Raw genomic sequence first — 24,551 nt, 5'->3', positions numbered from 1 at the left:
GCAGCGCGTTTTCAGAGGTTCCTTAGTTGGCGGAACCCGAGTTGGCGGAACCGGTGAGGAGCTGATTGACCCACACCAGGTCGTCTTCTTCCAGCACGCCGGCCGACTGGCGCAGGCGCAACTGGTTGAGGATGAACTGGTGACGGGCATCGGAGTAGTTGCGCTCGGCCTGGAAGAAGCGCTGCTCGGCGTTGAGCACGTCCACGATGGTGCGGGTGCCCACTTCGAAGCCGGCGTTGGTGGCTTCCAGCGCGCTGTCGGCCGAAACCAAGGCCTGGCGGCGCGCTTCGACTTCCTGGATGCCGGCAACGATGGCGCGGAAGGCCGTCTCGGTCTGGCGCTTGATGGAGCGCTCGATCTGCGAGAGGCCGGCGTCAGCCGCACGCAGCGAGAAGCCGGCCTGATTACGCTGTGACTGGGTCGCGAAACCGGAGAAGATCGGTACGTTGAGCGTGATGCCCACTTCCCAGCCCTCATTGCCCAGCGTGCCGGAGCCCACCGGCTCCTGAGTGGCCGGGTCGCGTCCGATGAATTCGTTGTCGGTGAAGTCGTTGTAGCCGGCCTCGAGCCCCAGGGTCGGCAGGTGGCCGGCGCGGGCGATGCGCAGGTCGGCCTGGGCAACATCGACCTGTGAACGCTGCTGCAGCACCTGTGGATTGAGCTCGAGCGCGCGCGCCACCCACTCTTCGGCGTCGGACGGGTCGGGCATTTCCAGGGGGATTTCCCGGGCCAGTCGCGCAAAGTTCTCGAACCAGGCGCCGGCGACTTCGCGCAGTCCGTCGCGCGCATCCTCCACCGCATTCTCGGCGGTGATCACGCGGGCACGGGCGGCGTCGTACACGGCCCGGGCTTCATGAACATCGGTGACAGCGGCCAGGCCGACTTCGAAGCGCTGCTCGGCCTGTTCGAACTGGCGCTTGAGCGCGGTCTCCTCGGCCCGCGCGAAGCGCACCGAGTCAAGCGCGGTCAGCACGTCGAAATAGCGCTCGGAAACGCGGAACAGAAAGTTCTGCCAGGCTTCGCGGTACTGCGCCTCGGCCACGCTGAGCTGGGCACGACCGCGGTCGAGGCGCCCATAGTTGGCGTCGTCGTAGATGCTCTGGCGCAGCGTCACGCCCCATCGCTCGGTGTCGGTATCTTCGGAAGGCAGTTCCGTGCCCTCGATCGTCGTGGTCGACGAACCGACGGTCTGTCCGACCGATGCCGTGACCGTCGGCAGCAGGCTGGCTCGCGCCTGAACCGGGTTTTCGCCCGCGGCGTTGAGCTGCTGTTCGGCCACACGAATCTCGGCGTCGTGGCTCTGGGCCAGTTCATAAACACCCATCAGGTCCACGGCCTGGGCCGTGGTGCTCAATCCAAGGCCACAGACCATGGACAAAAGAATTTGCTTGCGATACATCATGGTGATTCCGGCTTGAGAGTTGGGTCAGAATTCGAACTGCGGGCGATCCTCGGCCCCGACCAGGCGCGGCAGGTCGGTGTCGAACAGGCTGTCGACACGCCAGTGATCGTGCTGGGAGCGCGTCATGGAGATCGCCTCCATCACCGGGCTGAAACCGCGCACGGCGAACAGGCGCCCGCCGGGCTTGACCCACTGTCGAAAGCGTTCGGGGACTTCCGCGGCCGAACCGGTGACGGCCACGGCGTCGAACGTCTCGCCCGGGTCGAAATCGCCCAGCGCGTCGGCGTGCCGCGCCTCGACGCTGTCGATGGAAAGGCGCTTGAATCGCCGCCGCGCGCGCTCGGTCAGTTCCTCGAAAATATCGATGCTGAGCACCGAAGCACCCATGTGGGCCAGGCAGGCCGCCGTGAATCCCGAGCCCGTACCGATTTCCAGCACGCGCTGACCGGGCTGGATTTCCAGGGCCTGGAGCATCCGGCCTTCCTCGATGGGCTTCATCATGACCTGGTCGCACGGCAGCGGGATACGCAGGTCGGAGAAAGCCATCCGACGATAATCGGAGGGTGCAAAATCCTCGCGCGGGACTTCACGCAGTGCATCGAGCACGTGCGGGTCAAGCACTTCCCAGGTACGCACCTGCTGCTCGACCATGTTGACGCGGGCCTGTTCGAGATTGAGCGACATGATCGGTTCCGGTCGGTTGGATGAATATTAGGAGCGTATTGTACCCGCTTGCGCGTGGACACGACTGTGCCAGTGGTCATGAATGCCACGCCCCAGTACACTCGGAGGGAAGACGTCCCTATCAGGAGAAAGCCTATGCGCCTGCTGACTGCCATCCTGTCCCTGACAGTCGCCCTCGCCGCCCACGGCGATTCGGTGGTCTTCGAGAATGTTCGCCTGGTGGATGTGAACAACGCTTCGGTATCCGAGCCGACGCGCTTGGGCATCCACGACGGCTTCATTGTCCCGGCCGAGGCCATTGGCCAGCCCGACGAGACCGTCGAGACGGCCGGGTACCTGATCCCGGGCCTGGCGGAAATGCACGCCCATGTGCCGCAGATGCGCGCCGGGGAACAGCAGGTACACGACACCCTGATGCTGTGGCTGGCCCACGGCATCACGACCATCCGCGGCATGCTGGGCGAACCCGGTCACCTCGCTCTTCGCCAGCAGCTCGCCAGCGGTGACGTGCCGGGACCGCGACTGATCACCTCCGGGCCTTCGTTCAACGGCGGCTCGGTGTCCTCGCCCGAGGCGGCACGCCGGATGGTGCTGACGCAGCACGAGGCCGGCTACGACCTGCTCAAGCTTCACCCGGGGCTGTGGCCGCAGGCCTTCGACGCGATCGCGCAGACCGCCGACCGGCTCGGCATCGATTATTCGGGCCATGTCTCGGTGGCCGTGGGCGTCGATCGCGTGCTGGAGTCCGGGCAGGGCACGATCGATCACCTCGACGGCTATGCGCAGGAACTGGTGCCGGCGGAGCACGAACTCCACGGCACCGACCCGGGCCTGTTCGGCGTCAACCTGATCGCGGGCATGGATGCCGAAAGGCTCCCCGACCTGGCCCGAAGAACCGCTGAAGCCGGCGTCGCCAATGTACCGACCCAGAGCCTGGTGGAGAACTGGGCCACCGGCGATATCGAGGCGCTGATGGCTCGCGATGCCATGCGCTGGATCCCCGAAGGCATGCGGGCGCAGTGGCGTGAACGCGCCGCGCAACTGCGTGACGATTATTCCGAAGAAAACGGCGAACGCTACGTGGAACTGCGCCGGCGCCTGATCCGCGAACTGCACGAAGCCGGCGCGACGATCCTGGCGGGCGCCGACTCGCCGCAGATCCTGAGCATCCCCGGCGACGCCATCCACCACGAACTGGCGATCTATGCCGATTCCGGCCTGACGCCGGCCGAAGCCCTGGCCACGGCCACGAGCAACGTGGCCGACTACCTGGACGAGCGCAACCGCGGCTGTCTCGAACCCGGCTGCGTGGCCGATGTAGTGCTGCTGGAGAACAATCCGCTGGAAGACATCGCCAACACGCGCACCATCCAGGGCGTCATGCGCGCCGGCGAGTGGTTCGACCGTGAGCGACTCGACGCCGCGCTTGAGGCAATAGCCGAGCGCGCGGGGGAAGGCTGAAGATCAAAATCTTTTAAACGCTAAGACGCAAAGCAGCAAAGAACGCAAAGAAAAAACGAAATGAATAAAAGAATCATGAAACCACGGAAGACACGGAAAGCACGGAAGAAGGAACTTTATTGACGCCCCGCCAGAATCGAGCGTTACATCATCGGAGCCATTCTTCGAGGAAAATAGGTATCCATTATTTTGTATTCCGTGCTCTTCCGTGTCTTCCGTGGTTTTAATATCTTTTCTTCGCGTTCTTTGCTGCTTTGCGTCTTTGCGTTTTTAAGACTTTCCTTCACCATGACCACAACCATGCCCAACACCGACTACAACCCGTTGAGCTACGTCGATCGGCTCGACGAGCGCGCCATCGACTCGATCGAATTGGTCGTGATCCATGCAACCGAGCTGCCCGACATGGAAACGGCGCGCGAGTACGGCGAGCGGATTCATTACCGGAACTCGCAGACCGGCAACAGCGGACATTTTTATATCGACCGCGACGGCAGCGTCGAGCAATGGGTGCCGCTCGAGCGCGTCGCGCACCATGTGCGCGGCTATAACCGCAAGTCGGTGGGCATCGAGCTGGTCAACCGCGGCCGCTGGCCGCACTGGCTCGACAGTCGCCACCAGGATTGGGGCGAGCACTACAACGGGGAGCAGATCGAGGCACTGGTCGAACTGCTGGAAAGGCTGCAGGCGGAACTACCCGCCCTGCAATACATCGCCGGCCACGACGAACTCGACACCGGCCTGGCCGATGCCAGCGACGATGCGGCCATCAAGGTACGACGAAAAGTCGACCCCGGGCCGCTGTTTCCGTGGGCCGAGATCGAAGCCCGAGTCGGGCTGAAGCGCTCTGAAATTAAAACCTTTTAAACGCAAAGACGCAAAGCAGCAAAGAGCGCGAAGAAAAGAAAAAAGAAATAAAAGAATCATGTATCCATAGAAGTCATCGGATACACGGAAAGCCTTTTGCTCTGTTCCCAAAAGCTCGACCCGATGAGTCAACGCTCGAGTCTGATGAGGCCCGTCAAACAAGCACTTTTTATTTCTTAATTTCTTTATTTCTTTGCGTCCTTTGCTGCTTCGCGTCTTTGCGTTTTAAAGGTTTTATAAGCAATCAAGCCCCGGTACGATCCTTGAGTGCCGCGGTGACGATTTCTTCTATGTCGGGCGACAGGCCCTTCTTGGCCGCGAGCTGCTGCAGCTGTTCCTTCATCATCGCCGAGCGCTTGTTGTCGTAGGCGCGCCAGCGATTGAAAGCAGAGACCAGGCGTGCGCCCACTTGCGGGTTCATGTCGTCGAGTTTGTGGAGCAGGTCCCCGATCAGGCGATAGCCGTCGCCGTCGGCGCGGTGGAAGGCCATCGGGTTGCTCATGGCCAGCGCACCGATGAGCGAACGCACCTTGTTGGGGTTGTTGAGACGGAAAGCATCGTGCTCCATCAGGCGGCGCACGTCGTCGACCGTGGACTCGGAAGAGCGCGTGGCCTGGACGGCGAACCACTTGTCCATGACCAGCGGGTCGCCGGAAAAGCGCTGTTCGAAATCGGCCAACGCTTCACCCGCACCCTCGAGTTCGTTATGCACCAGCGTGCGAAACGCGGCCAGGCGGTCGGTCATGTTGTCGGCGCCGGCGTAGTGGGCCGAGGCCAGGGAGTTGGCCGATTCCGATCCGCCGACGGCCAGCAGTGCCAGCGCGACATTGCGCAGGCGCCGGCGGGCAGCGTCGGGGCCGTCCGATGACCATTCTCCGCTCGGGGCCAGGGCTTCGAAGCGCTTGAGCAGCTTGTCTTCCAGGCGCCGGCCGAGCAGGCCCAGCAGTTCGACGCGGGCGGCATGGATGCCTTCGACATCGACCGGGGCGCGATCCTGGGCAAGCTCACCTTCCGAGGGCAGGGTGAGCAGCTCGGCGGCCAGTGCCGGATCACGGTCCGAACCGTCGAGCACGGCCGCCCAGGCGTCGATCAGCAGGTCGGCGTCGTGTTGCTCGCGCCCTTCGATCAGGTCGTCCAGCACGCGCTCGCTCAGACGGCGCATGGCACGCCAGCGGCTGAAGGGATCGCTGTCGAATCCGGCCAGGCGAGCCAGGTCACTGCTTGACCAGTCGTAGTCGAGCCTGACCGGCGCGGAGAAGTCCCTGAGCAACGACGGCAGGGCGTCGGCCGGCAGGCCGGAGAAGTGAAATTCGGTTTCTTCCTCGTTGAGCACCAGCAGGCGCGTTTCCGGGCCCGGCTCGCTCTCGCCGGCCAGGGTGGCCGGCAAGGGTCGGTTGTCGGCATCGAGAAAGCCGACCCTGACCGGAATCATCAGCGGGCCGATGTCGCGGTTGTCCGGGTGATGGGGCAGGCTCTGGCGAAGCGTGAGCACCAGCTCATCGCTCTCTTCATCAAAGCGCGTACTCGCCGCAACCGTGGGCGTACCGACCTGGCGATACCAGCGTTCGAACTGCTCCAGGTCGGTGTCGTTGGCGTCGGCCATGGCGAGACGGAAGTCGTCACAGGTGACGGCCTGGCCGTCGTGACGCTCAAAGTACAGATCCATGCCCTGCCTGAATCCATCGCGGCCGAGCAGCGTCTCGTACATGCGCACGACCTGCGCGCCTTTCTCGTAGACGGTGGCGGTGTAGAAGTTGGTGATCTCGACATAGCGCTCGGGCCGCACCGGGTGCGCCATGGGGCCGGCGTCCTCGGGAAACTGGCGCGCCATCAGGGCGGCGACGTCCTGGATGCGCTTGACGCCACGCGAACGCTGGTCGGAGGTGAATTCCTGGTCGCGGTAGACAGTCAGGCCTTCCTTGAGGGTGAGCTGGAACCAGTCGCGACAGGTGACACGGTTGCCGGTCCAGTTATGGAAGTACTCGTGGGCGATGACCGATTCGATCCCCTCGTAGTCGGCATCGGTCGCCGTCTCGCGGTCGGCCAGCACGTAGCGGGCGTTGAAGATATTGAGACTCTTGTTCTCCATCGCGCCCATGTTGAAGTCATGGGTGGCGACGACGTGGAAGACGTCGAGGTCGTACTCGAGCCCGAAACGAGCTTCGTCCCAGGCCATGGAGCGCTTGAGGCTGTCCATGGCGTGATCGAGGCGATCGATGTTGTCCGGCTCGGAATAGAACTTCAGCGCCACCTCGCGCCCGGAGCGCGTGGTGAAGGTATCGGCCAGTTCGGCCAGCTCGCCGGCGACGACGGCGAACAGGTAGCTGGGCTTTGGGAACGGGTCGTCCCAGACCGCGAAATGACGGCCGTCCTCGAGCTCTCCGGTCTCGACGCAGTTGCCGTTGGACAGCAGCACGGGGAATCGGTCTCGATCACCGGCCAGGCGGACGCGGTAGGGCGCCATCACGTCGGGGCGGTCCGGGAACCAGGTGATCTTGCGGAAGCCCTCGGCCTCGCACTGGGTCAGCAGCATGGAACCGGACTTGTACAGGCCCTCGAGCGCGGTGTTGCGGTCGGGGTGGATGATCACTTCGGTGGTGACCACCGCCTGATCGGGCACGCCCTCGACGATCAGCGTCTCGTCACCGGCATGTTCCTCGAACTGCGCGCCTTCGCCGTCGATTTCGACGCGCTGTGTATCCAGGCCGGTGCCGGAGAGCGACAGGGGTTCGGCCTCCACGTCCGGATTGCGGCGCACGGTCATCCGGCTGACGACGCGCGTGGCGGCCATATCGAGATCGAAATCCAGTTCGACCCGGTCGACCCACCAGGCCGGCGGCCGGTATTCCTGGCGCAGAACGGGGGTGCGGGGCTGATCACCACGTGCGGACATGAAGAACTCCTGTAAGGACGAGCGCGTATTATAGAGAGATGCCAGTCGATTCCACGCTGATGCCCGACGACGTTGTTCGGGCCCGGGAGCAGATCCGGTCAATCATCCGGACAACGCCGGTCATGACATCCCATATTCTGGATGAGTTGACGGGTGCCAGGCTGTTTTTCAAGTGCGAGCACCTTCAGACCACCGGCTCGTTCAAGCTCCGCGGCGCCAGCCATGCCGTCTCGCTGCTGCCGGATGACTGCCCGGGTGTGGCCACGCACTCCTCCGGCAATCACGGCGCGGCCCTCGCCCGCGCAGCCTCCCTGCGCGGGTTGCGCGCCGAGATCGTGGTGCCGGAAGGCGCGGTCGCCGCCAAGGTCGACAACATCCGCCGTCAGGGCGGCAACATCCACTTCTGCGAACCCAACCAGGCCGGCCGCGAGGCCGCCCTGGCGCGCCTGGTCGAAGCCGGCTTCGAGCCGGTACCGCCCTACGATGACGACCGCATCATCGCCGGCCAGGGCAGCGCGGCGCTGGAGTTGATGGAACAGGTCAACGATCTCGACGCCATCGTCACGCCCATCGGCGGTGGTGGACTGGTGTCCGGCACGGCCCTTGCGGCGCTGACGGCAGCCCGCCCCCCGCAGGTCATCGGCGTCGAACCCTCGGGCGCCGACGATACGGCGCGCTCCCTGGCGCTGGGCCGCCGGGTCGAGGACCACGCGCCCGAGACCATCGCCGACGGGCTGCGCGCACTGATCGGCCATCGCAACCTCGGCCTGATTCGTCGCCATGTGGAGGCGGTACTGACCGTGTCCGAGCGGCAGATTCTCGCAGCCACGGAACAGATCTGGAGCCAGCTCAAGCAAACGGCTGAACCGTCCGGGGCGGTGGCGCTGGCCGGTGTGCTTGCCGACCCGGAGCGTTTTTCGGGTCAGCGCGTGGGCGTGATGATCAGCGGCGGCAACCTGGATGTGAACGCGCTCCTGGCCGGTTTGCGCTGAGAACAAATGGCAACGCAAAGTGGATCACACACTGGTATGCTGGCCGACCTTGAAGCGCACTGGGGAATCTTGCTCGTATGGAGTTATGGTTGCTGCGTCACGCCCGCGCGAGGGCGGCGGCGTCCGACGAGAAGGACCAGGACCGCCCGTTGACCGAATCGGGGCGCGAAACCGCCCGCAAGCTGGGTGAATGGATTCACTCATCCGGGCTGACCGTGCCCTCGGCCGTTCGGATTTCGTCGGCAACGCGGACGCGCGAGACCGCCCGTTTGATGCTCGACGGGCTCGAAGCCCCCGAACAGGTGGTCGAGCCCGAGCTCTGGGAAGCCCTAGAAGAAGACCTCATCGGCGTGCTTCATAAAAACCAGAAGGCGGAATCCCTCCTGCTGGTCGGCCACAATCCCGGCTTCGAGTGGCTCGTTCAGTGGCTCACCAACCAGCGCCCCAGGCTGGGGATCCAGCCCGGCACGCTGGTGATCATCGATGCCGAGATGCCGCCGGCGCCCGGTTGTGGTCAGATCCGCAAGCTGGTTCAGCCCAGCGACCTGACGTAAATCTCGGCCAGTCTCTCGAGTCCGCGCTGATCGGCTTCGTCGAAGCGTCCCTGCTGCGGGCTGTCGATATCCAGCACGCCGATCATCTGGCCGTCGACGATCAGCGGCACCACCACTTCCGAGCGTGATTCCGGATCGCAGGCAATATGCCCCTCGAAGGCATGCACGTCCTCGATGCGCTGCGTGGCCCGGGTGGCGGCCGCGGTACCGCATACGCCCTTGCCCATCTCGATGCGCACGCAGGCGGGTCTGCCCTGGAAGGGCCCGACGATCAGTTCGTCGCCTTCGAGGAAATAGAACCCGGCCCAGTTGACGTCCGGCAGTGCCTCGAAGATCAGGGCGCTGAGATTGGCGGCGTTGGCGATGCGGTGCTTCTGGCCCGACAGCAGCCCTTCGGCCTGCTGGGCCAGTTCATCGTAGTTCACGGTCATGCTTATTCACTTTTCCTGAAGATCAAAAGTCGATTGTTGGCCGGCATGGCGATCTCGGCCTCGGCGCTCCAGCCCGTATCTTCGGCCATTCGACGGACTTTCAAGACGTCGCGAAGGCCCATGTCCGGGTTGCGCTGACGCAATTGCTCGTCAAATCGCCGATTGCTTTCCGCGTCGAATTCCTCGCCGTCGCGGAACGGCCCGTACACCACGAGCAAGCCGCCGGGGATCACGCACTCGGCGGCGGCGCGTATCAGTGCCGGCGTATGATCCCACGGCATGATGTGCAGGGTGTTGGCGGTATAAACAGCGTCCCAGGGGCCTTCCGGCCAGTCGTCGGCGGCCATCACATCGAGCGAAATCGGTGCGGGCAGCGCCGGCGATTCTTCCTTCAGCCGCGCTTCGATTGCATCGAGGTTCTCCGGCAGGTCCGTGGTCTGCCAGGCCAGTTCGGGCAGGAGCGAATGAAACCAGGCGGCGTGCTGGCCCGTACCGGAACCGATTTCGAGTACGCGCGCATCCGGCGCCAGCCAGCGACAAAGCACCTGCCCGGTCGGTATCCGGTTGCGCTCGGCCGCCGGTGAGTGGGAGAGTGATTTTTCGGTCATTCCCGCGAACTCCCGACAAGTTGGCCGCGCAGCTCGGCGACCCGTTCGTCCAGGTCCGCCCGCAAGGGATGGCGACCGCGGCGCACGACCTGTTCCCCGCCGACGCGGACCTGGTCGATCATGTTGGCGGCATGGGAGAACACGAAGCTGTCGAGCTGCTCGGGGGCGGGCAATCCGGCCAGCATGGGGTGTAGCGGGTCGAGCACGACGAGGTCGGCACGGCGGCCTCGCCGCAACTCGCCGGCCGGTTGTTGCAGGGCCTGTGCGCCGGTTCGGGCCAGGTGCTGCCATAGACTCGTGGCGACATGCTCGCCGGGGGCGGCCAGTACATTGCGCTGGTTGAGCCGAAGCCGCTGGCCCCACTCGAGCAGGCGAACTTCTTCGGCCGCCGAGGTCACCAGGTTGCTGTCGGAGCCGACCGCCACGCGCCCGCCGCCGTCGAGATACTCCCGCACCGGAAACAGCCCGTCACCCAGGTCCGCTTCGGTCGTCGGGCAGATACCCACCGCAACCGAGCGCTCGGCCAGGGCTTGCGCTTCCCGCTCATCGGCGTGGGTGGCATGGATCAGGCACCAGCGCTCGTCGGGCTCGACGTGCCGCAGCAGCCACTCGACCGGGCGGCAAGCGTGGTGCTCGAGGCAGGCCTGCACTTCCACGGGTTGCTCGGAGATATGGAGATGGACCGGGCCTTCGCCGATGCCGGCCATCAATTCAGGCAGGTCGCGGGCATCCACGGCGCGAAGCGAATGCGGCGCCACGCCCACCTGGAGCCGGGGGTGCCCGGCGGTTTGCTGAAGGGAACGCACGAGCCCGGTCATGTCCTCGAGTGACATGCCGAAGGGCTTCTGCCTGTCGCCCAGCGCTTGCCGGCCAAAACCACCGTAGCGGTACCAGACCGGCAGCAGGGTCAGCGCGGTTCCCGCATCCCGGGCTGCGCCAAGCACCTGCCCGGCCGTTTCCATCGGCGACTGTTTGCCCAGGCCGTGCGGATAATGGAATTCTCCCGTCGACGTGTAGCCGCCTTCGAGCAACTCCATGAAAGCCCTGGCGGCGAGCAGTTCGAAATCCTCGCCCGAGAGCATGCCGACGGCTTCATACATGCGCTCGCGCCAGCTCCAGAAACTATCATCCGCGCCGGTCCGTAACCCGGTCAGGCCAGCGATGAGCCGCTGATGGATGTGCGAGTGAACATTGACCATACCCGGGACAACGGGACCGGGCATTCGCTCGGCACCTGTTTGACGACCGGGCCGAATATCTTCGATGCACCCATCACCGTCCAGCACGAGCGTGACGTCGGCACGCCAGCCGTCGGCCAACAGGACCTGTGGACAATGCAGCCGACTGGTCATACCGGGCGCCACTGTGAAAGCATGTCGATCACTTGATCAATCACGGTAACGAGAGGCCGAGCCGTTTCAGGATCGAAGTCCCGCGGCCGCGACTCGTCCATGTAGCAAGCCTGGGCGATCTCGAGCTGCAGTGCGTGTATACCTTCTGTCGGCCGACCATAGTGACGAGTGATGAAGCCGCCCCTGAAGCGGCCGTTGACCACGGTCGAGAAGCCAACCGCGGCAGCCAGGGTTTCGGCGACGCGCTCCTGGAGTCCGGCAGGGCAGCTGCGGCCCTCGTAGGTTCCGAGGTTGAGATCCGGAAGGCGACCCTCGAACAGCCGGGGCACGATGCTGCGAATGGAGTGCACGTCGAACAGCACGGCATAACCGTGTCGTTGCCTGAGGCCATCGAGCGTGTCCCATAGCTTGTCGTGGTAAGGCTGCCAGTAGCGCTCGATACGTTCGGTGATCTCGTCATCATCCGGGTTGCGATCGCGGTAGACCGGGTCGCCGTCGAATGTCTCGGTCGGCACGAGCCCGGTCGTGGCCCCGGCGTAGAGGGGTTTGTCGTCGCGACCCCGGTTGAGATCGATGACGTAGCGGGAAAATCGGGCAGAAAGCACCGAAGCACCCCGGGCGAACGCGCCTTCGACCAGACGATGCACGTGCCAATCAGTATCCGGCAGCCCCCTGGCCTTCCCTGTCAGTCTTGACGCGAATGCGGGCGGCATCTCAGTGCCCGCATGCGGCACATTGATAAGCAGTGGCCCTGAGTCAGCGTGGAAATCGTAGAGCATACTCACTAATTGTACCGGGTCACAAATGCAAAGGGCCCGACAATAGCGGGCCCTTCACACTTTAGACTTTTAATAGTGATCGCTAGAAATCCACTATGCAAACTGCTGGGCTACCAGCTGCATCGAAGTCAACGTTTGCAAACCTGCTCGTCCCCGAAACCGGCGCACAGTCACCGGACCAGGTTGGGCTCGTGCCAGTTGGCGCCTGGAGCAACACAGAAGACCCGGCAAAGTTGGAAATGCAATCCAACGCCTCTACGGTGTCTCCTTCTTCGTCATAAAGGCCACAATCAATTCCTTCAGGGTCACTAAGCACGCGTGAAGGCACACCCCCATTGACGTCAACGACCAACTGATTATCACCGTCATCCTCCAGCGGCGGACAGACACCATCTGGATTAGACGGCGACACAAACGTGCGGAGCGATCTCAGGTTTCTGCCTTCTACCGTAAACAGCCCGATGGGCGAACCAGAACTGGTCGTAAATTCGCATTGGCCGATTCTCGGGAACGACTCATCGAATTCATCTTCGCCACAGGCTGCCATATCGAACAGAACCGTTGCTGTTGTTTGACCACTGTCATCGGTTACACCTGGGGCTTCGGTAAATTCAACCGTACCATCACCTCCGTCACACTCTCCGAGGATGTCGATGCCCTGAATGGGTTCACCGTCGGCATTGAGCAACGTTAGAGTGACTTCCCGCAGTGATGATCCCGGAGCCAGGTCGAGAGCCCGAGTCGGGTCAACCAGCAACCTGGCTGCGCCCGGTGAAAGCACCTGCACTTCAGCCTGGGCTTCCCCGTGGCTGAACGTAATAACCGATGCATCACCTTCGGGAACCATTCCGTCGATATCAAGCTCGACATTTACGCAACCCGAACCATTCGTTCCAGTCTGATTGGCGCTACTGGCCGGCATCGGGCTTCCGTCCAGGCTTACCGCTGCAGTTCCTTCCGTGACGGCGCCCTGGATTGTGGCGCTGTTGATTGGCGCGCGCAGGGCGTCAGTCAGGCAAAGGGTCACTGCGGTAGCCTGATTTCCAACGATGGTACCCGGCTGGGCGGTCAACACGGCCGGAGCAACACCGGGGAATACACTAGGTGCAACGTCAGCAACCGTCTTGATCTGATCGGACTCCACTCGTTCACCCTGCGCCCATAGCACAACGGGCTGGCCGAGCGTATTGATCGGATAGGTGAATTTAACGGATCCAACGCCTCGTTCATTGAGACTGAGTTCGGCATCGATGGAACCCAGTTCCGAACGCCCGATCACCCACGGAATAACCGCGCCGTCATCAACAATCCCGCCAGTGGCGTTGTTTGGATTGAAAGCTTGCGTAACATTCAGGGTGCGGTCGTCGACAACATCGCTGACAAAACGCACAGCTTCGTGTTCTCGGTTACCGGCGACCATATCGCCCATCAATGCCAGGGTGTCGCCCGGTTCGACAGCTTCGTCGGGACCCGCGCTATCGTCGAGGAAACCTTCCCCGACGTCATCAACGGTAAAGAGGACGCCGCCTTCTTCCGGGTCGCCTTCAGATCCAGAGAACGTAAAGAGCCACGGCAGGCTGTTGGAAACAGGGCTGTCGATCTTGCCCAGACTGACTGACTGGCCGGGTAACGGCGGATTCCCCGCACGGTCTGTTCCGATTGCAGTGACTGTGACGGAATAGGTGCCGTCCGGATCCGGCGGCACGGACGCGCCGGTTTCGGGATCGACATTCGGATCGACCGAGGATTCGACCCCGTCCGTTACCCCGTTGACCCGGATCGCATTCAGTGTCGGCTGGACGAGATGCACAGCGAACAATTGACCGTCGCCAACGCGGACCGTGGTCGTCTCACTAAGCGGGTCAAGCAGGTCATTGTCGACATTGTTATCGGCGCGGTCGACGGTCGCCGTGATTCGATGCGGACCGATCTCACTGCCGGAACTCAGTGAGAAATTCACCACGCCGTTGACTGACTGAACGCTGATCTCGCTGCCGCTCACCGAGCCGTCGGCGCCGGTGCCCGTCAGGCGGGCGTCACTACCGTCGGGGGCGTCCAGCGACAGAATCACGTTGTTGAATTCAGCGCCGCTGCCTTCGGGATTGGGTACCGGGTTGTCTCCGGAATCGCTGACCACCAGCGACATGCTCTTGCTCGTGGACCCGCCGGAACCTTCGATGTAGAGCGGGTCGGTTGGCACGGAAAAGTCGAGGTTGGCCGGCAGGAAGTCCGCCGCCCCTTCGACGATCTCGATCTGGAAGTCTTCGGAGAAGGTGTCACCGGAATCGGCATCCTGTGCCGATACGCTGACCGTCAACGTGCCGGGCTGGTTGTCGCTGTGCACAAAGACGGTGGCGACACCTGCCGTCATGGTGACCGGTCCGCTGCCGAAAAGCTCGAGGAATTCGTTGACGTCCTCGGTCTCGGGATCGTCTAGTGTCGAGAAGGCACCCAGCGAAACCGGCGAGACGGCCACGGCAACCTCGCTTTCCACGACGTTTCCGGCACTGCCATCGGGGTTGCGATAGCGCACGGTGAGTTCGTTTATAAAGGGCGAACCCATGAAGATTTCCACGCCCTCGGTATTGGCCGGCATGCTGCCGTCACCGTCGATTTCCAGTCGCCCCTCGGAGTCCGGATCCTCTACAACGTCAACGTCCCGCGTCGACGAAATCGTTCCCGAACCGCTGGGATTGTCACCGGATGCGGTCAGCGTGACGGTTCCGGTTTTCGAACGCGCGGTGAAGATGAAACTGGCCTGGCCGCCGCTGGTGGTCGTCGTAGCCGATGCGCCGGAAGAAGCACCGGACTCGTCGGCGGCGACCACGCCCCGGTTCGTGTTGCTGGAGCTCAACGTGACCTGGGTGCCATCGGCTACGGCAGAGCCGTCGGCCGCACGAAAGCGTGCAGTGACCTGGATAGAACTGTTGGTCGGCACTTCATTGGATTCGACCGAGATGCTCAGACTCGCCGAACCGCCATTGTCGAAACTGCCCGAGGAACTACCCCCACAGGCTGCGACGAGGGCGGTGGCTGCCAGGATGATGCCGTATCTAATTATCTTCATGAATCGAAATCCCGAGTTTTTTGATGTGATATTCATGGCTGGTTCGCTCCCTCGCCCGAATCAGTCGGCCGCGACCCGTTCATCCAGGATGGACGGGGTGACGAAAATCAACAGCTCGCGCTTGAGGTCTTCGGTTCCGCGCTGCCGGAACAGGCCTCCCAGGACAGGCACATCACCCAGGACGGGCACTTTCTGCTCCTGGAAAGTGCGTTCTTCCTGGAAGATGCCGCCCAGCACGACGGTCTGACCGTTGTCGACCAGGATGCGGGTGGACAACTCACGCGTGTCGATCGACGGAATGAATGAGCCCCGGCCATTGGGGAAGAGCTCCCCGACCGTATCCTGCTTGACCTGCAACTGAAGCTGAACCCGGTTGTCCGGAGTGATCAGCGGCGTTGCGCGCAGCTCCAGCACTGCTTCCTTGAACTCGACGTTGATCGCGCCGGCCAGGGAGCCGCCCTGTGTCGATTCGAAGGGAATTTCGACACCCTGCAAGACGTAAGCCTCGGCCTGGTTGGCCGTGATCACACGCGGCGTCGAAATGATCTCCCCGCGGCCCTCGCTCTCGAGCGCGCTGAGCTCAAGGTCCAGCAGCATATCCGCGGCCAGTACGCTGAAGCCCAGGCTGCCCGCCGGGTTGGAGACCGGAAGATTGACGTTCAGGCGGTCGCCGAGAGCCGGCGGGGTGACCGGCGTACTCGAACCGGAACCCGAACGGCGATTGGCAAGGCCCTCACGGACCATCTGATCGCTGCCTTCGCTGGTGGAGGCCAGCGTATAGAGGTTGCCGCGCGAATCCTGACGCGCGCCCGTCACGCCGAAGCGAACGCCCAGCTCATGGTTGAAGTCGCTCCGGGCGATGACGATACGCGATTCGATCAGGACCTGGCGCACCGGCCGGTCGAGATCGGCCACCAGCTCGCGCACCGCACTGATGCGCTCGGGCGTATCGTTAACCAGCAGCGTATTGGTGCGCTGATCGATGGTGACCGACCCGCGCTGTGACAGCAGTCCGGAACCACTGTCACCACCGGTCTCCTGTGCGTCATCGCCTTCCGAGGCGGCCTTGATCAACGTGGCCATTTCATCGGCGTCGGCGTAGCTAAGCGAAATAATAGCTGTTTGCAGCGGCTCGAGGGTTTGCCGGTCGGCGCGCGCTTGCAGAATGGCCTGCTCACGAGCTGCGATTTCCTGTGTCGGCGCAATCCAGATGACGTTGCCCGACTGGCGCATGTCGAGATTCTTGGTTTCGAGCACGATATCGAGGGCCTGGTCCCAGGGCACGTTGGTCAGGCGCAGGGTCAGATTGCCGCCGACCGAATCAGAAACGACAACGTTCTGGTTGGACACATCGGCAATCAGGGCGAGCACCGATCGCACCGGGATATCCTGGAAATTCAGGGTGATGCGGTCGCCGTCGTAATCGCGATCCTCGAAGAAGGTCAGCTCGCGATCCTCGGGTTCGTCCTGCTCGGGCCGACTCACCTCGACGACCACCTGCCCGTCCGACTGGTAGGCGAGGTGCTCATGGGCGCCGGCCACTTCGAGGTTGAGACGAACGCTGTCGCCTCGCTGCTCCGGCGTGATCATCTGAACCGGCGTGGCGAAATCGGATACGTCCAGTCGCTGATGCTGATCCGACGGCAGGTGGGTATTCAGCAGATCCACCCGCAGTCCGCCGCTTCGTTCGTCCACCGACAGGTTGACACCGTCACGATCGAGATTCACGAGAACCCGGCTCTCGCCGTCGGGCCCGCGACGGAAATCGATGCCCGCGACCCGGTAGCGGTTGCCATCGCTGCTGCCGGTCGCGCTGGACTCGGCGACGGCTGCGGCCGACGTGCTGGCGGTTCCGCCGGTTTCGACCACCAGGGCCACCTGGTTGCCTGAAACCTGAACTTCATAGGGCGCGCTGCGAGCCATGTCCACGACCAGGCGCGTGCGGCCGCCGGCACTCAGTGCCCTGTAGCTCTGCGCCGGCCCGCCGCCGCTCACCGAAACGCTGGAGGCATCGACCCGGGAATCGGTATCGGGCATTTCCAGCACGATTCGAGGCGGCTGCTCGGTGGTGAACACGGACGGATCGCCTGGTTCCCCATCAAGGGTGAGAAGAAAACGTACCTCCCCGGACCCGCTTTCGACCTGGATATCGGTCAATTCCGTGGCCTGGGCCATGGAAGCCATCCAGAACAGCCCGATCAGAAGCGCTATCGCTTTGCTACCGCTGTTCATTGTCCATCTCCCGTTCATCGCCCATGAAGACTTGATCATGATTTTCAATTCCTTGCCGATATACATTAGTCTTCAGCCATGGCCACGCGTACCCGGCGCTCTACCCAGCCGCCACGGCCATCCTGCACAAGTTCACGCACTTCCACATGACTGGGCTGGACATCCAGCACCAGGCCGTGGTTCTGCCCCATGTAATTCCCGTCACGCACGCGGTGGACGACGCTCTCGTTGTCCTGGATCAATGCGTACTGATTTCCGTCGATCTCGAGCGTTCCGACCATGTCCAGCGTATCGAGGGGGAACTCCTCGAGGTATTCCTTGCGCCGATCGGGGTCGGGGCGCAGACCCTGCCCATCGCCGGCGACTTCCTCATCTTCCTCGCTGCTGCGACCGACAAGCTGGAACGGGTCGCGTGCATCCATCGCTTCATAGGACACGACTTCCGGCGTCCGGACCGGCGGTATCGGGTCGATCGGCTCGGGCTCACGCTGGCGAACGTCGGAAGTCCACTCGCGCAAGTCGCCGGTGCCCTTCTCGCAACCGACCACCACCAGGGCGAGCGCCAGGATCGACAGGCTCCGCATCATCACGCTCATTGGGTTCCTCCCGTCGATATGGCGCCACCCTCGGACTCATCGAGATAGCGGTAGGTGGTTACTACACCTTCCAGGCGCAGGCGCCCCTGCGACCCCTCGACCGGCTCGAGTGAAATATCACGCATCGTCAGGATGACCACCCGCGAAAGCGAGGCGACCGAACTGACGAAATTGCCGAACTGGTGGTAGGTACCCACCATCCGCACGTTGATCGGCTGCTCGGCGTAGAAATCACGTTTGACCTCGGCCTGGGGCTCGAAAAGTTCGTTGTCGATACCCGCGCCCAGAGCAGTCTGGGAGATATCGACCAGCAGCTCCGGCATTTCGGTCCTCGACGGCAGCTGGCGCAGCATGACCTCCAGCATTTCTTCCATTTCGGCAAGCTGCTCTTCATAAGCCGGCAGGTTGGCCGCTTTCTGCTGCTTGGTTTCGAACTCCTGCTTGAGCTCGCGCTCGACCTGCTCGCGCTGGTCAAGCGTCTCGCGCTTGTCCTTGATGATGTAGAAGTAACCGCCAACCAGTATGACCAGGGCCAGCAATCCCAGCAGGATCACCTTGACGCCCGTTGAGGCCGAACCGACGTTATTGAAATCGAGATCTCTGATTTCGGAAAGATCCATGGCTCAGGCCTCCTCGTCCTGCGATTCGTCTTCGACCGCCTTGGGCGAAGCCATGCGGGCGCGCAATTCAAAGCGGAAGGGCTCGGTGCCGCTGCCGTCTTCGCCCTCGAGCGCCTCGATGATGTTCAGGACCGGATCGTGCAGCCACTCGGCCCGCTCGATATTGCGCATGTAATCGGATACGCGCGTCTCGGACTGGGTCGTCCCCCGAAGGGTCAGCTGCTCCTCGCTCTGTTGTACCGAGTTCAGCCGAACCCCTTCCGGGATGGTCAGGGCCAGGGCGTTGAACAGGTGCACCATCATGGAACGATTCTCCTGCAGCCGCTCGATGACGTTCTTGCGCGCCAGCAGGTTGTCACGCTTGGCTTCCAGCTCCTCGATACTGGCGATTTCGCGATCGAGCTTGCGAATCTCACCCTCGAGATACTGATTGCGTGATTCCTGGGCACCGATCTGGCGCTCGACCAGGTGTGAACCCAGGAACACGAGCAGTACCGCACCGGCGGCTGTCGCCAGAAGCGCGATCATGAAGTTTCGCTGTCGTTCCTGACGCAGGTTTTCGCGCCAGGGCAGCAGGTTGATTCTGGCCATCAGTCAAACCCCCGCAAGGCCAGCCCGCAGGCTGTGGTCAGTGAAGGCCGAACCCGTTCCAGACGGCCGGCATTGATGGACGGCGCCAGGCGCATCCCTTCGATCGGGTCAGCGACCTCGCAGGAAATGCCGACTTCATCGCCGACCGCTTCGGCCAGCCCCGGCGTCGAGGCCGCCCCGCCGGTCAGGAACAGCGTATTGAGGCCGGAATAATCGCTCGACGAGGAATAGAACTGGAGCGCTCGGCCGATTTGCTGGATCACGCTTTGCCGAAACGGCTCGAGAATCTCGTCCTCGAAGCCGGCCGGCGGCGTCTCGCCGCGCTGCAGGAATGCGGCCTGGTCGGCATCCATGCCGTAACGGCGCATGCAGTCGTCAACCAGTTGCTGGCCGCCGAAAGCGTGTTCCCGGCTGTAGATCGCGCGATCACCGCGCAAGGCGATCAGCGTCGAGGCCGATGCCCCCATGTTGAGCACGCCGATGGTCTCGCCCTCGCCGATGCCGGCGTGCTTGCGCACCAGGTCGAAGGCGTTGGCGATGGCATAGGATTCGACATCCACCACGCGAAGGCCCAACCCGGCCAGATCCGAAACCTCGCGGCACAGATCGACGTGATCGGTCTTGGAAGCAGCCAGGAGAATCTCCACCAGGTCGGCATTTCGAGGCGCCGGGCCCAGAATCTCGAAGTCCAGGCTGACTTCTTCCCGCGGGTAGGGAATGTACTGCCCGGCTTCGACTTCGATCTGGGCCTCGATGTCATCCTCGGACAGATCGGCCGGCAGGTTGATGATCTTGGTGATGACCGCCGAACCACTGACGGCCATCGCGCATTCCTTGGCTTTGCTGCCCGAACGCTTGACGGCTCGCTTGACGGCTTCGGCCACCCGATCGGTATCCGAAATATTGCCCTCTGTGATCGCACCTTCGGGCACCTGCTCGAACGCAAATGCCTCGACGCGATAACCCGAACCGCTGCTGCCGAGCTGCAGCACCTTGATACTGCTGGTGCCGATATCGATCCCCAGCAACGGGGGCGGCGCAGCACCCAACAGCTTTCTGAGAAAGTTACTCATGTTTTTATCTTTAGCCCTCTGGTCGGCATGGCCATGTACTAGTTTTCTTTCTTGACCTGCCCGACAATGCCCCCCGCAACGCCGGTCTGGACAAGTATAAGCGTGTGCTACCCTCTGCTCCAAGGTCGTCCGGACCTGAAGTTCGTGGGCACTTTTGCCCCGGAACCTCGTCCAAGACGTGCGTCTTTCCGACTTGTCTGTGCCTACATTTACCATAACTAATGGTTCGAATAAAGCCTTTAATAGTATTTTCTATCCGCCTGTTTTTCCTGCTGTTCGCTCTTGCGGCAATCGGCGTGCTCGTTATCTGGCTCACGATCGTTCCCTCATTGCCCTCGGTGGAATCGCTCAAGGACATACAACTGCAGGTGCCGCTGCGTATCTATTCCGCCGATGACAGGCTGATGGCGGAAATCGGCGAACAGCGACGGCGGCCGGTCGCTCTCGACGACATGCCGGAAAATCTCAAGCTGGCATTTCTGTCCGCCGAAGACGATCGCTTCTATCAGCATCCCGGCGTCGACTGGCGGGGAACGCTGCGTGCAGTTTGGCTCTACTCGCTGAGCATGGGCCAGGGTCGCGTGCCGGGCGGCTCGACGATTACCCAGCAGGTCGCGCGACGATTCTTCCTGTCAACCGACTACTCGGTCACGCGCAAGCTGCGCGAAATGCTGCTGGCCTTCAAGGTGGAAAGCGAGCTCTCAAAGGATGAAATCCTCGAGCTCTACCTCAACAAGGAGTTCCTCGGCCATCGTGCCTACGGCGTGGCGGCCGCCGCCCAGGTCTACTACGGCAAGCGGCTCGATGACCTGACGCTGGCCGAAATGGCGACCATCGCGGGGCTGCCCAAGGCGCCCTCGCGCGACAACCCGATTTCCGGCCCCGAGCGGGCTATGGGGCGGCGCAACTGGATCCTGGACCGCATGCTGGAGCTGGGCCATATCAGTGAATCGGAACACGGCGAGGCGATCACCCAGCCGAATACGGCCCGGTATCACGGCCCGGTCGTCGAGATCGACTCGCCCTGGGTGGCCGAGATGGTCCGCCAGGACGTGGTTGACCTGGTCGGTTCCGAAGCCGCCTACAACAACGGCCTGGTCGCTCACACGACCATTCGCTCGGAATTACAGGAGAAGGCCAATCGTGTCGTGCGCGACGGCCTGATGGATTACGACCGGCGCCATGGTTGGCGCGGCCCGGAAGACCGCGTATCCGAAGAAACGCTCGAGGACGCCGAAGCGCTGTCTGAAAGACTGGAAGCCATCCGGCCAATCGCCGGCCTGTTGCCCGCGGTGGTCACATCCACCGACGAAACCACGGCTTCGCTCCAGCTCGCCGACGGGACCTCGATCGAGCTGAGCCTGGAATCGTTGTCCTGGGCACGACCATTCGTCAGCAGCAATGCGGTCGGTGCAGCACCGCAGGCCGTCGGCGACGTCCTCTCGGTCGGCGACATCGTACGCCTGAAGAAGGTCGACGAAGAATGGCGGCTGGCGCAGATTCCGCAGGCCGAAGCGGCGCTGGTCAGCATGAGAGCCGAGACCGGGGAACTCCTGGCCTTGGTCGGCGGCCTGGATTTCGCGCACAGCCAGTTCAACCGGGCCACGCAGAGCCGACGCCAGCCGGGCTCTTCGTTCAAGCCATTCATCTATTCGGCCGCGCTCGATCACGGCTACACGCCGGCCTCGCGAGTCAACGATGCGCCGGTCGTCATCGACGATCCCTCGATGGAGCGGGAGTGGAAACCCACCAACTTCAGCCACCGCTTCTTCGGCCCGACGCGCCTGCGCGAGGCCATGGTCAATTCCCGCAACCTGGTGAGCGTGCGCCTGCTGATGGATATGGGCATCGAGTATGGCCGCGACTATGTCACCCGCTTCGGCTTCGAGCGCGACGAACTCCCCAACGGGCCGTCGATGGCGCTGGGTTCGGCGTCGATCACGCCGTTGAGCCTGACCGCCGGGTATGCCACTTTCGCCAACGGCGGCTATCGTGTCGAGCCGCATTATCTCTACAGCATCAGCGACACCGACGGCGACACGCTGTACGAGACCGAATGGGCCCTGCCCTGCCGGGACTGCCCCGAAATACCGCCGCCCAACCCGCCGGCGGAGTCGACCGCATCCGACGAAACAGCACGGGAACCGATGCTGCGTCGTCCCGAGCTGGCCGACACCGAATCCGATTCAGCCCGAGATGAGTCGGGCCAGGCCGACACTGAACAACGCCTCATGGGCCCGCCGCGGCCGAGGCGCGCCGAGCAAGTGCTCCGACCCCAAACAGCCTGGCTGATCGACTCGATGATGAGCGACGTCATTCGTCGCGGCACTGGCCGCAGGGCGCTGGCCCTGGAGCGCGACGATCTGTCCGGCAAGACCGGGACCACCAATGACCAGCGCGATACCTGGTTCGCCGGCTACGGCGGCGGCATCGTCAGCGTGGTCTGGGTGGGCATGGACGACAACGAATCACTCGGCCAGCAGGAACAAGGCGGGCGAACCGCCCTGCCGCTGTGGGTGGACTTCATGGAAACGGCGCTCGACGGCCGCCCCGAGACCCGTCGCTCCGCACCGGTGGGCGTGACGCGCGCGCTGATCGACCCGGAGACCGGCCTGCGAGCGCGGCCCGGCACGCCGGACGCCATCCAGGAATGGTTCCACGCCGACAACCTGCCGCCGCTGGAGAACAGCGACGACAGCGGCGAGCAGGCCGATCCCTACGAAATTTACTGATGGGCGACAAACAAACGCTTCGAAACAGCCGCATCCGGCAGGAAATTGCCGCCGAGGCCGCGCGCATCATGGCGACCGAGGGCCAGAAGAGCTACCTGAGCGCCAAGGAGAAGGCGGCACGACGGGTGGGCGCATCCTCGCGCACGAGCCTGCCTTCGAACAGCGAGGTCGAACGGGCCCTGCGTGAGTGGCAGAACCTCTACGGTGGCGCCGAGCACTCTCGCACGCTGCTCGAGTTGCGCGAAGCCGCCGCCTCGGCCATGCGCTTTCTGGCACCTTTCCGACCGCGCCTGGTCGGGCCGGTACTCGAGGGTACCGCCGACGAGCACTCGCGCATCAGCCTGCACGTGTTCGCCGATGATCCCGATGCCGTCGTCCACTTCCTGATCGAGCGCCACCTGCCCTTCACGCAGGAAACGCGCCGCATCCGCTGGCATGACGGCAGCGGGCGTGACCTCGAGATCGTCGTGCTCGAGGGCGGGGGCCATGCGATCGAACTGATCCAGATGATCGGCCCGGAAGCACGCCAGGCACCGCCGAGTCCGGTCGACGGGCGCGCCCAGCGCCGGGCGGCCCTGGCCGAGGTCGAGTCGATGATCGCCGCCGATTCAGCATCGGTTCATGCCGACGACTTACAATCCAGGCTATGAAAATCCGTCACCACGCCACCGGATGGATCGCAGCCGCCGTGCTGGCAATCGTACTGGGCGGCTGCGCGACGTACTATCCGGCCGGCCCGGACCGGGGCGTGTACTACGAAAAACCCCAGTACCGTAGCGCCCGGGTCACTTACATCGATCCGCTGGTCTATCCGTTCTGGTCGCTGGACTATTTCTATTACAGCCACTACTACCACCCCTATTCGGTACTGGTGCACCGCTACGACCCCTGGTATTACCCGTATCCGGGCTGGTACTACGGCTACGGACCCGGTCCGCGCTTCGCTTCATACGGCAGTCGGTTCCACGTGCCCTGGTACCGGTACCCGGACCGCTACAGCAGGTACCAGCCCTGGCGCGCCGGCACCCGCGTCAGCTTCGGCTACACGTCACGCGGCCGCTACGTTCAGCAGGGAGCCACCCACGACCGGATGCGTGACATCAATGCGCGTTTGCGCGACATCGAGTCACGGCGCGCGCCGACCGTTCGCAACCAGCGACCCGATAACCGGTTATTGCCGGGCGCGGCTCCCCAGCTGCCGGCCACCGGTCGCGGAGCGGCAGCCATTCGCGACGGGCGGTCCATGCCGTCACTCCCGGCACGCGGGGCCTATACCGGCCGCCGCGACGTAAACGAGCGGGCATCCCTGCTGCAGCGACTGCGCGAAGGCGATCGCCGGGCCCGCCTGCCGGAACAATCCGAGCGTCCGCGGCGCCAGTCCTCCGGCGACCTTCAGCCGCGCAATCGCAGCAGTCGGTCAAGGCCACCCGCTGTCGAGCCCAGTGCTCCGAGCCGCCAGCGCAGTGCCGATCCCTCGCCGCCGCGCAACCGCTCGCAAAGGCGGCCACCCCGCGAGTCCTCCCGCCCATCGCGAAGCACATCGAGGGAACGCCGCGACCAGTCCGACCGGCGCGAACGACGCTGATCCAGACCGGTCTTTCGCCCACCGGGCCCGAA

20 protein-coding genes are annotated in these 24,551 nt (G+C 63.5%); 7 read left to right on the top strand and 13 right to left on the bottom strand.

Annotation, left to right across the window (positions count from 1 at the left end; genetic code table 11):
* Positions 1-22: 22 nt before the first annotated feature.
* Complete coding sequence (locus tag ACDC66_RS14300) at positions 23-1,402, bottom strand: TolC family outer membrane protein (protein WP_376697412.1); 1,380 nt, start codon at positions 1,400-1,402, stop codon at positions 23-25.
* Between the two features lie 24 nt (positions 1,403-1,426).
* Complete coding sequence (locus ACDC66_RS14295) at positions 1,427-2,086, bottom strand: protein-L-isoaspartate O-methyltransferase family protein (RefSeq protein WP_376697411.1); 660 nt, start codon at positions 2,084-2,086, stop codon at positions 1,427-1,429.
* 135 nt (positions 2,087-2,221) lie between these two features.
* Here ACDC66_RS14295 and ACDC66_RS14290 point away from each other — a divergent pair, with 135 nt between their 5' ends.
* Positions 2,222-3,547, top strand: a complete 1,326-nt coding sequence (locus tag ACDC66_RS14290) for an amidohydrolase family protein (RefSeq protein ID WP_376697410.1) — start codon at positions 2,222-2,224, stop codon at positions 3,545-3,547.
* Positions 3,548-3,835: 288 nt separating this feature from the next.
* Positions 3,836-4,414, top strand: coding sequence for an N-acetylmuramoyl-L-alanine amidase (locus tag ACDC66_RS14285; protein ID WP_376697409.1), 579 nt, complete (start codon positions 3,836-3,838; stop codon positions 4,412-4,414).
* Between the two features lie 244 nt (positions 4,415-4,658).
* Here the strand turns inward: ACDC66_RS14285 and pepN are convergent, their stop codons facing one another.
* The gene (pepN, locus tag ACDC66_RS14280; protein WP_376697408.1) at positions 4,659-7,307 is read right to left on the bottom strand and encodes an aminopeptidase N; all 2,649 of its coding nucleotides are present in this window, start codon (positions 7,305-7,307) and stop codon (positions 4,659-4,661) included.
* A 59-nt stretch (positions 7,308-7,366) separates the two neighbouring features.
* Here pepN and ACDC66_RS14275 point away from each other — a divergent pair, with 59 nt between their 5' ends.
* Positions 7,367-8,299, top strand: a complete 933-nt coding sequence (locus ACDC66_RS14275) for a threonine ammonia-lyase (protein ID WP_376697407.1) — start codon at positions 7,367-7,369, stop codon at positions 8,297-8,299.
* A 77-nt stretch (positions 8,300-8,376) separates the two neighbouring features.
* Positions 8,377-8,853, top strand: a complete 477-nt coding sequence (locus ACDC66_RS14270) for a SixA phosphatase family protein (RefSeq protein ID WP_376697406.1) — start codon at positions 8,377-8,379, stop codon at positions 8,851-8,853.
* Here ACDC66_RS14270 and ACDC66_RS14265 read toward each other — a convergent pair.
* The 10 genes from ACDC66_RS14265 to pilM all read right to left on the bottom strand — a co-directional run bounded on the left by ACDC66_RS14265 (position 8,832) and on the right by pilM (position 20,202).
* A complete protein-coding gene (locus tag ACDC66_RS14265; RefSeq protein WP_376697405.1) occupies positions 8,832-9,284 on the bottom strand; it encodes a GAF domain-containing protein in 453 nt (150 codons plus the stop codon). The two genes, ACDC66_RS14270 and ACDC66_RS14265, sit on opposite strands and share 22 nt — an antisense overlap.
* A gap of 2 nt (positions 9,285-9,286) precedes the next feature.
* A complete protein-coding gene (locus ACDC66_RS14260) occupies positions 9,287-9,892 on the bottom strand; it encodes a DUF938 domain-containing protein (RefSeq protein ID WP_376697404.1) in 606 nt (201 codons plus the stop codon).
* Entirely contained in the window at positions 9,889-11,244 is a 1,356-nt protein-coding gene (hutF, locus tag ACDC66_RS14255) for a formimidoylglutamate deiminase (protein WP_376697403.1), read from the bottom strand. Before hutF ends, ACDC66_RS14260 begins: the two co-directional genes overlap by 4 nt.
* The gene (hutG, locus tag ACDC66_RS14250) at positions 11,241-12,023 is read right to left on the bottom strand and encodes an N-formylglutamate deformylase (RefSeq protein ID WP_376697422.1); all 783 of its coding nucleotides are present in this window, start codon (positions 12,021-12,023) and stop codon (positions 11,241-11,243) included. The genes hutF and hutG overlap by 4 nt, the downstream gene beginning before the upstream one ends.
* 82 nt (positions 12,024-12,105) lie before the next feature.
* Positions 12,106-15,126, bottom strand: a complete 3,021-nt coding sequence (locus ACDC66_RS14245; protein WP_376697402.1) for a hypothetical protein — start codon at positions 15,124-15,126, stop codon at positions 12,106-12,108.
* 24 nt (positions 15,127-15,150) lie between these two features.
* The gene (gene pilQ / locus ACDC66_RS14240; RefSeq protein WP_376697401.1) at positions 15,151-17,322 is read right to left on the bottom strand and encodes a type IV pilus secretin PilQ; all 2,172 of its coding nucleotides are present in this window, start codon (positions 17,320-17,322) and stop codon (positions 15,151-15,153) included.
* Positions 17,323-17,387: 65 nt separating this feature from the next.
* The gene (locus ACDC66_RS14235; protein WP_376697400.1) at positions 17,388-17,918 is read right to left on the bottom strand and encodes a pilus assembly protein PilP; all 531 of its coding nucleotides are present in this window, start codon (positions 17,916-17,918) and stop codon (positions 17,388-17,390) included.
* Positions 17,915-18,538: a type IV pilus inner membrane component PilO gene (locus ACDC66_RS14230; RefSeq protein WP_376697399.1), complete on the bottom strand. Its 624-nt coding sequence runs from the start codon at positions 18,536-18,538 to the stop codon at positions 17,915-17,917. The genes ACDC66_RS14235 and ACDC66_RS14230 overlap by 4 nt, the downstream gene beginning before the upstream one ends.
* Positions 18,539-18,541: 3 nt before the next feature.
* Complete coding sequence (locus ACDC66_RS14225) at positions 18,542-19,129, bottom strand: PilN domain-containing protein (RefSeq protein ID WP_376697398.1); 588 nt, start codon at positions 19,127-19,129, stop codon at positions 18,542-18,544.
* On the bottom strand, positions 19,129-20,202 hold the full coding sequence (pilM, locus tag ACDC66_RS14220; protein ID WP_376697397.1) for a type IV pilus assembly protein PilM: 1,074 nt from the start codon (positions 20,200-20,202) through the stop codon (positions 19,129-19,131). Before pilM ends, ACDC66_RS14225 begins: the two co-directional genes overlap by 1 nt.
* Before the next feature lie 221 nt (positions 20,203-20,423).
* Between pilM and ACDC66_RS14215 the strand changes: the two genes are divergently transcribed.
* Genes ACDC66_RS14215 through ACDC66_RS14205 form a run of 3 tightly spaced genes read left to right on the top strand, consistent with a single transcriptional unit; the run spans position 20,424 to position 24,519 of the window.
* Complete coding sequence (locus ACDC66_RS14215) at positions 20,424-22,934, top strand: penicillin-binding protein 1A (protein ID WP_376697396.1); 2,511 nt, start codon at positions 20,424-20,426, stop codon at positions 22,932-22,934.
* Positions 22,934-23,584: a hypothetical protein gene (locus tag ACDC66_RS14210; RefSeq protein ID WP_376697395.1), complete on the top strand. Its 651-nt coding sequence runs from the start codon at positions 22,934-22,936 to the stop codon at positions 23,582-23,584. Before ACDC66_RS14215 ends, ACDC66_RS14210 begins: the two co-directional genes overlap by 1 nt.
* Positions 23,581-24,519: a hypothetical protein gene (locus tag ACDC66_RS14205; RefSeq protein ID WP_376697394.1), complete on the top strand. Its 939-nt coding sequence runs from the start codon at positions 23,581-23,583 to the stop codon at positions 24,517-24,519. Before ACDC66_RS14210 ends, ACDC66_RS14205 begins: the two co-directional genes overlap by 4 nt.
* Positions 24,520-24,551 lie beyond the last annotated feature (32 nt).

Origin of the sequence: Wenzhouxiangella psychrophila (assembly GCF_042310375.1) — a bacterium.
Lineage (GTDB): Bacteria > Pseudomonadota > Gammaproteobacteria > Xanthomonadales > Wenzhouxiangellaceae > Wenzhouxiangella.
This window is presented reverse-complemented; position numbering and strand designations above follow the sequence as displayed.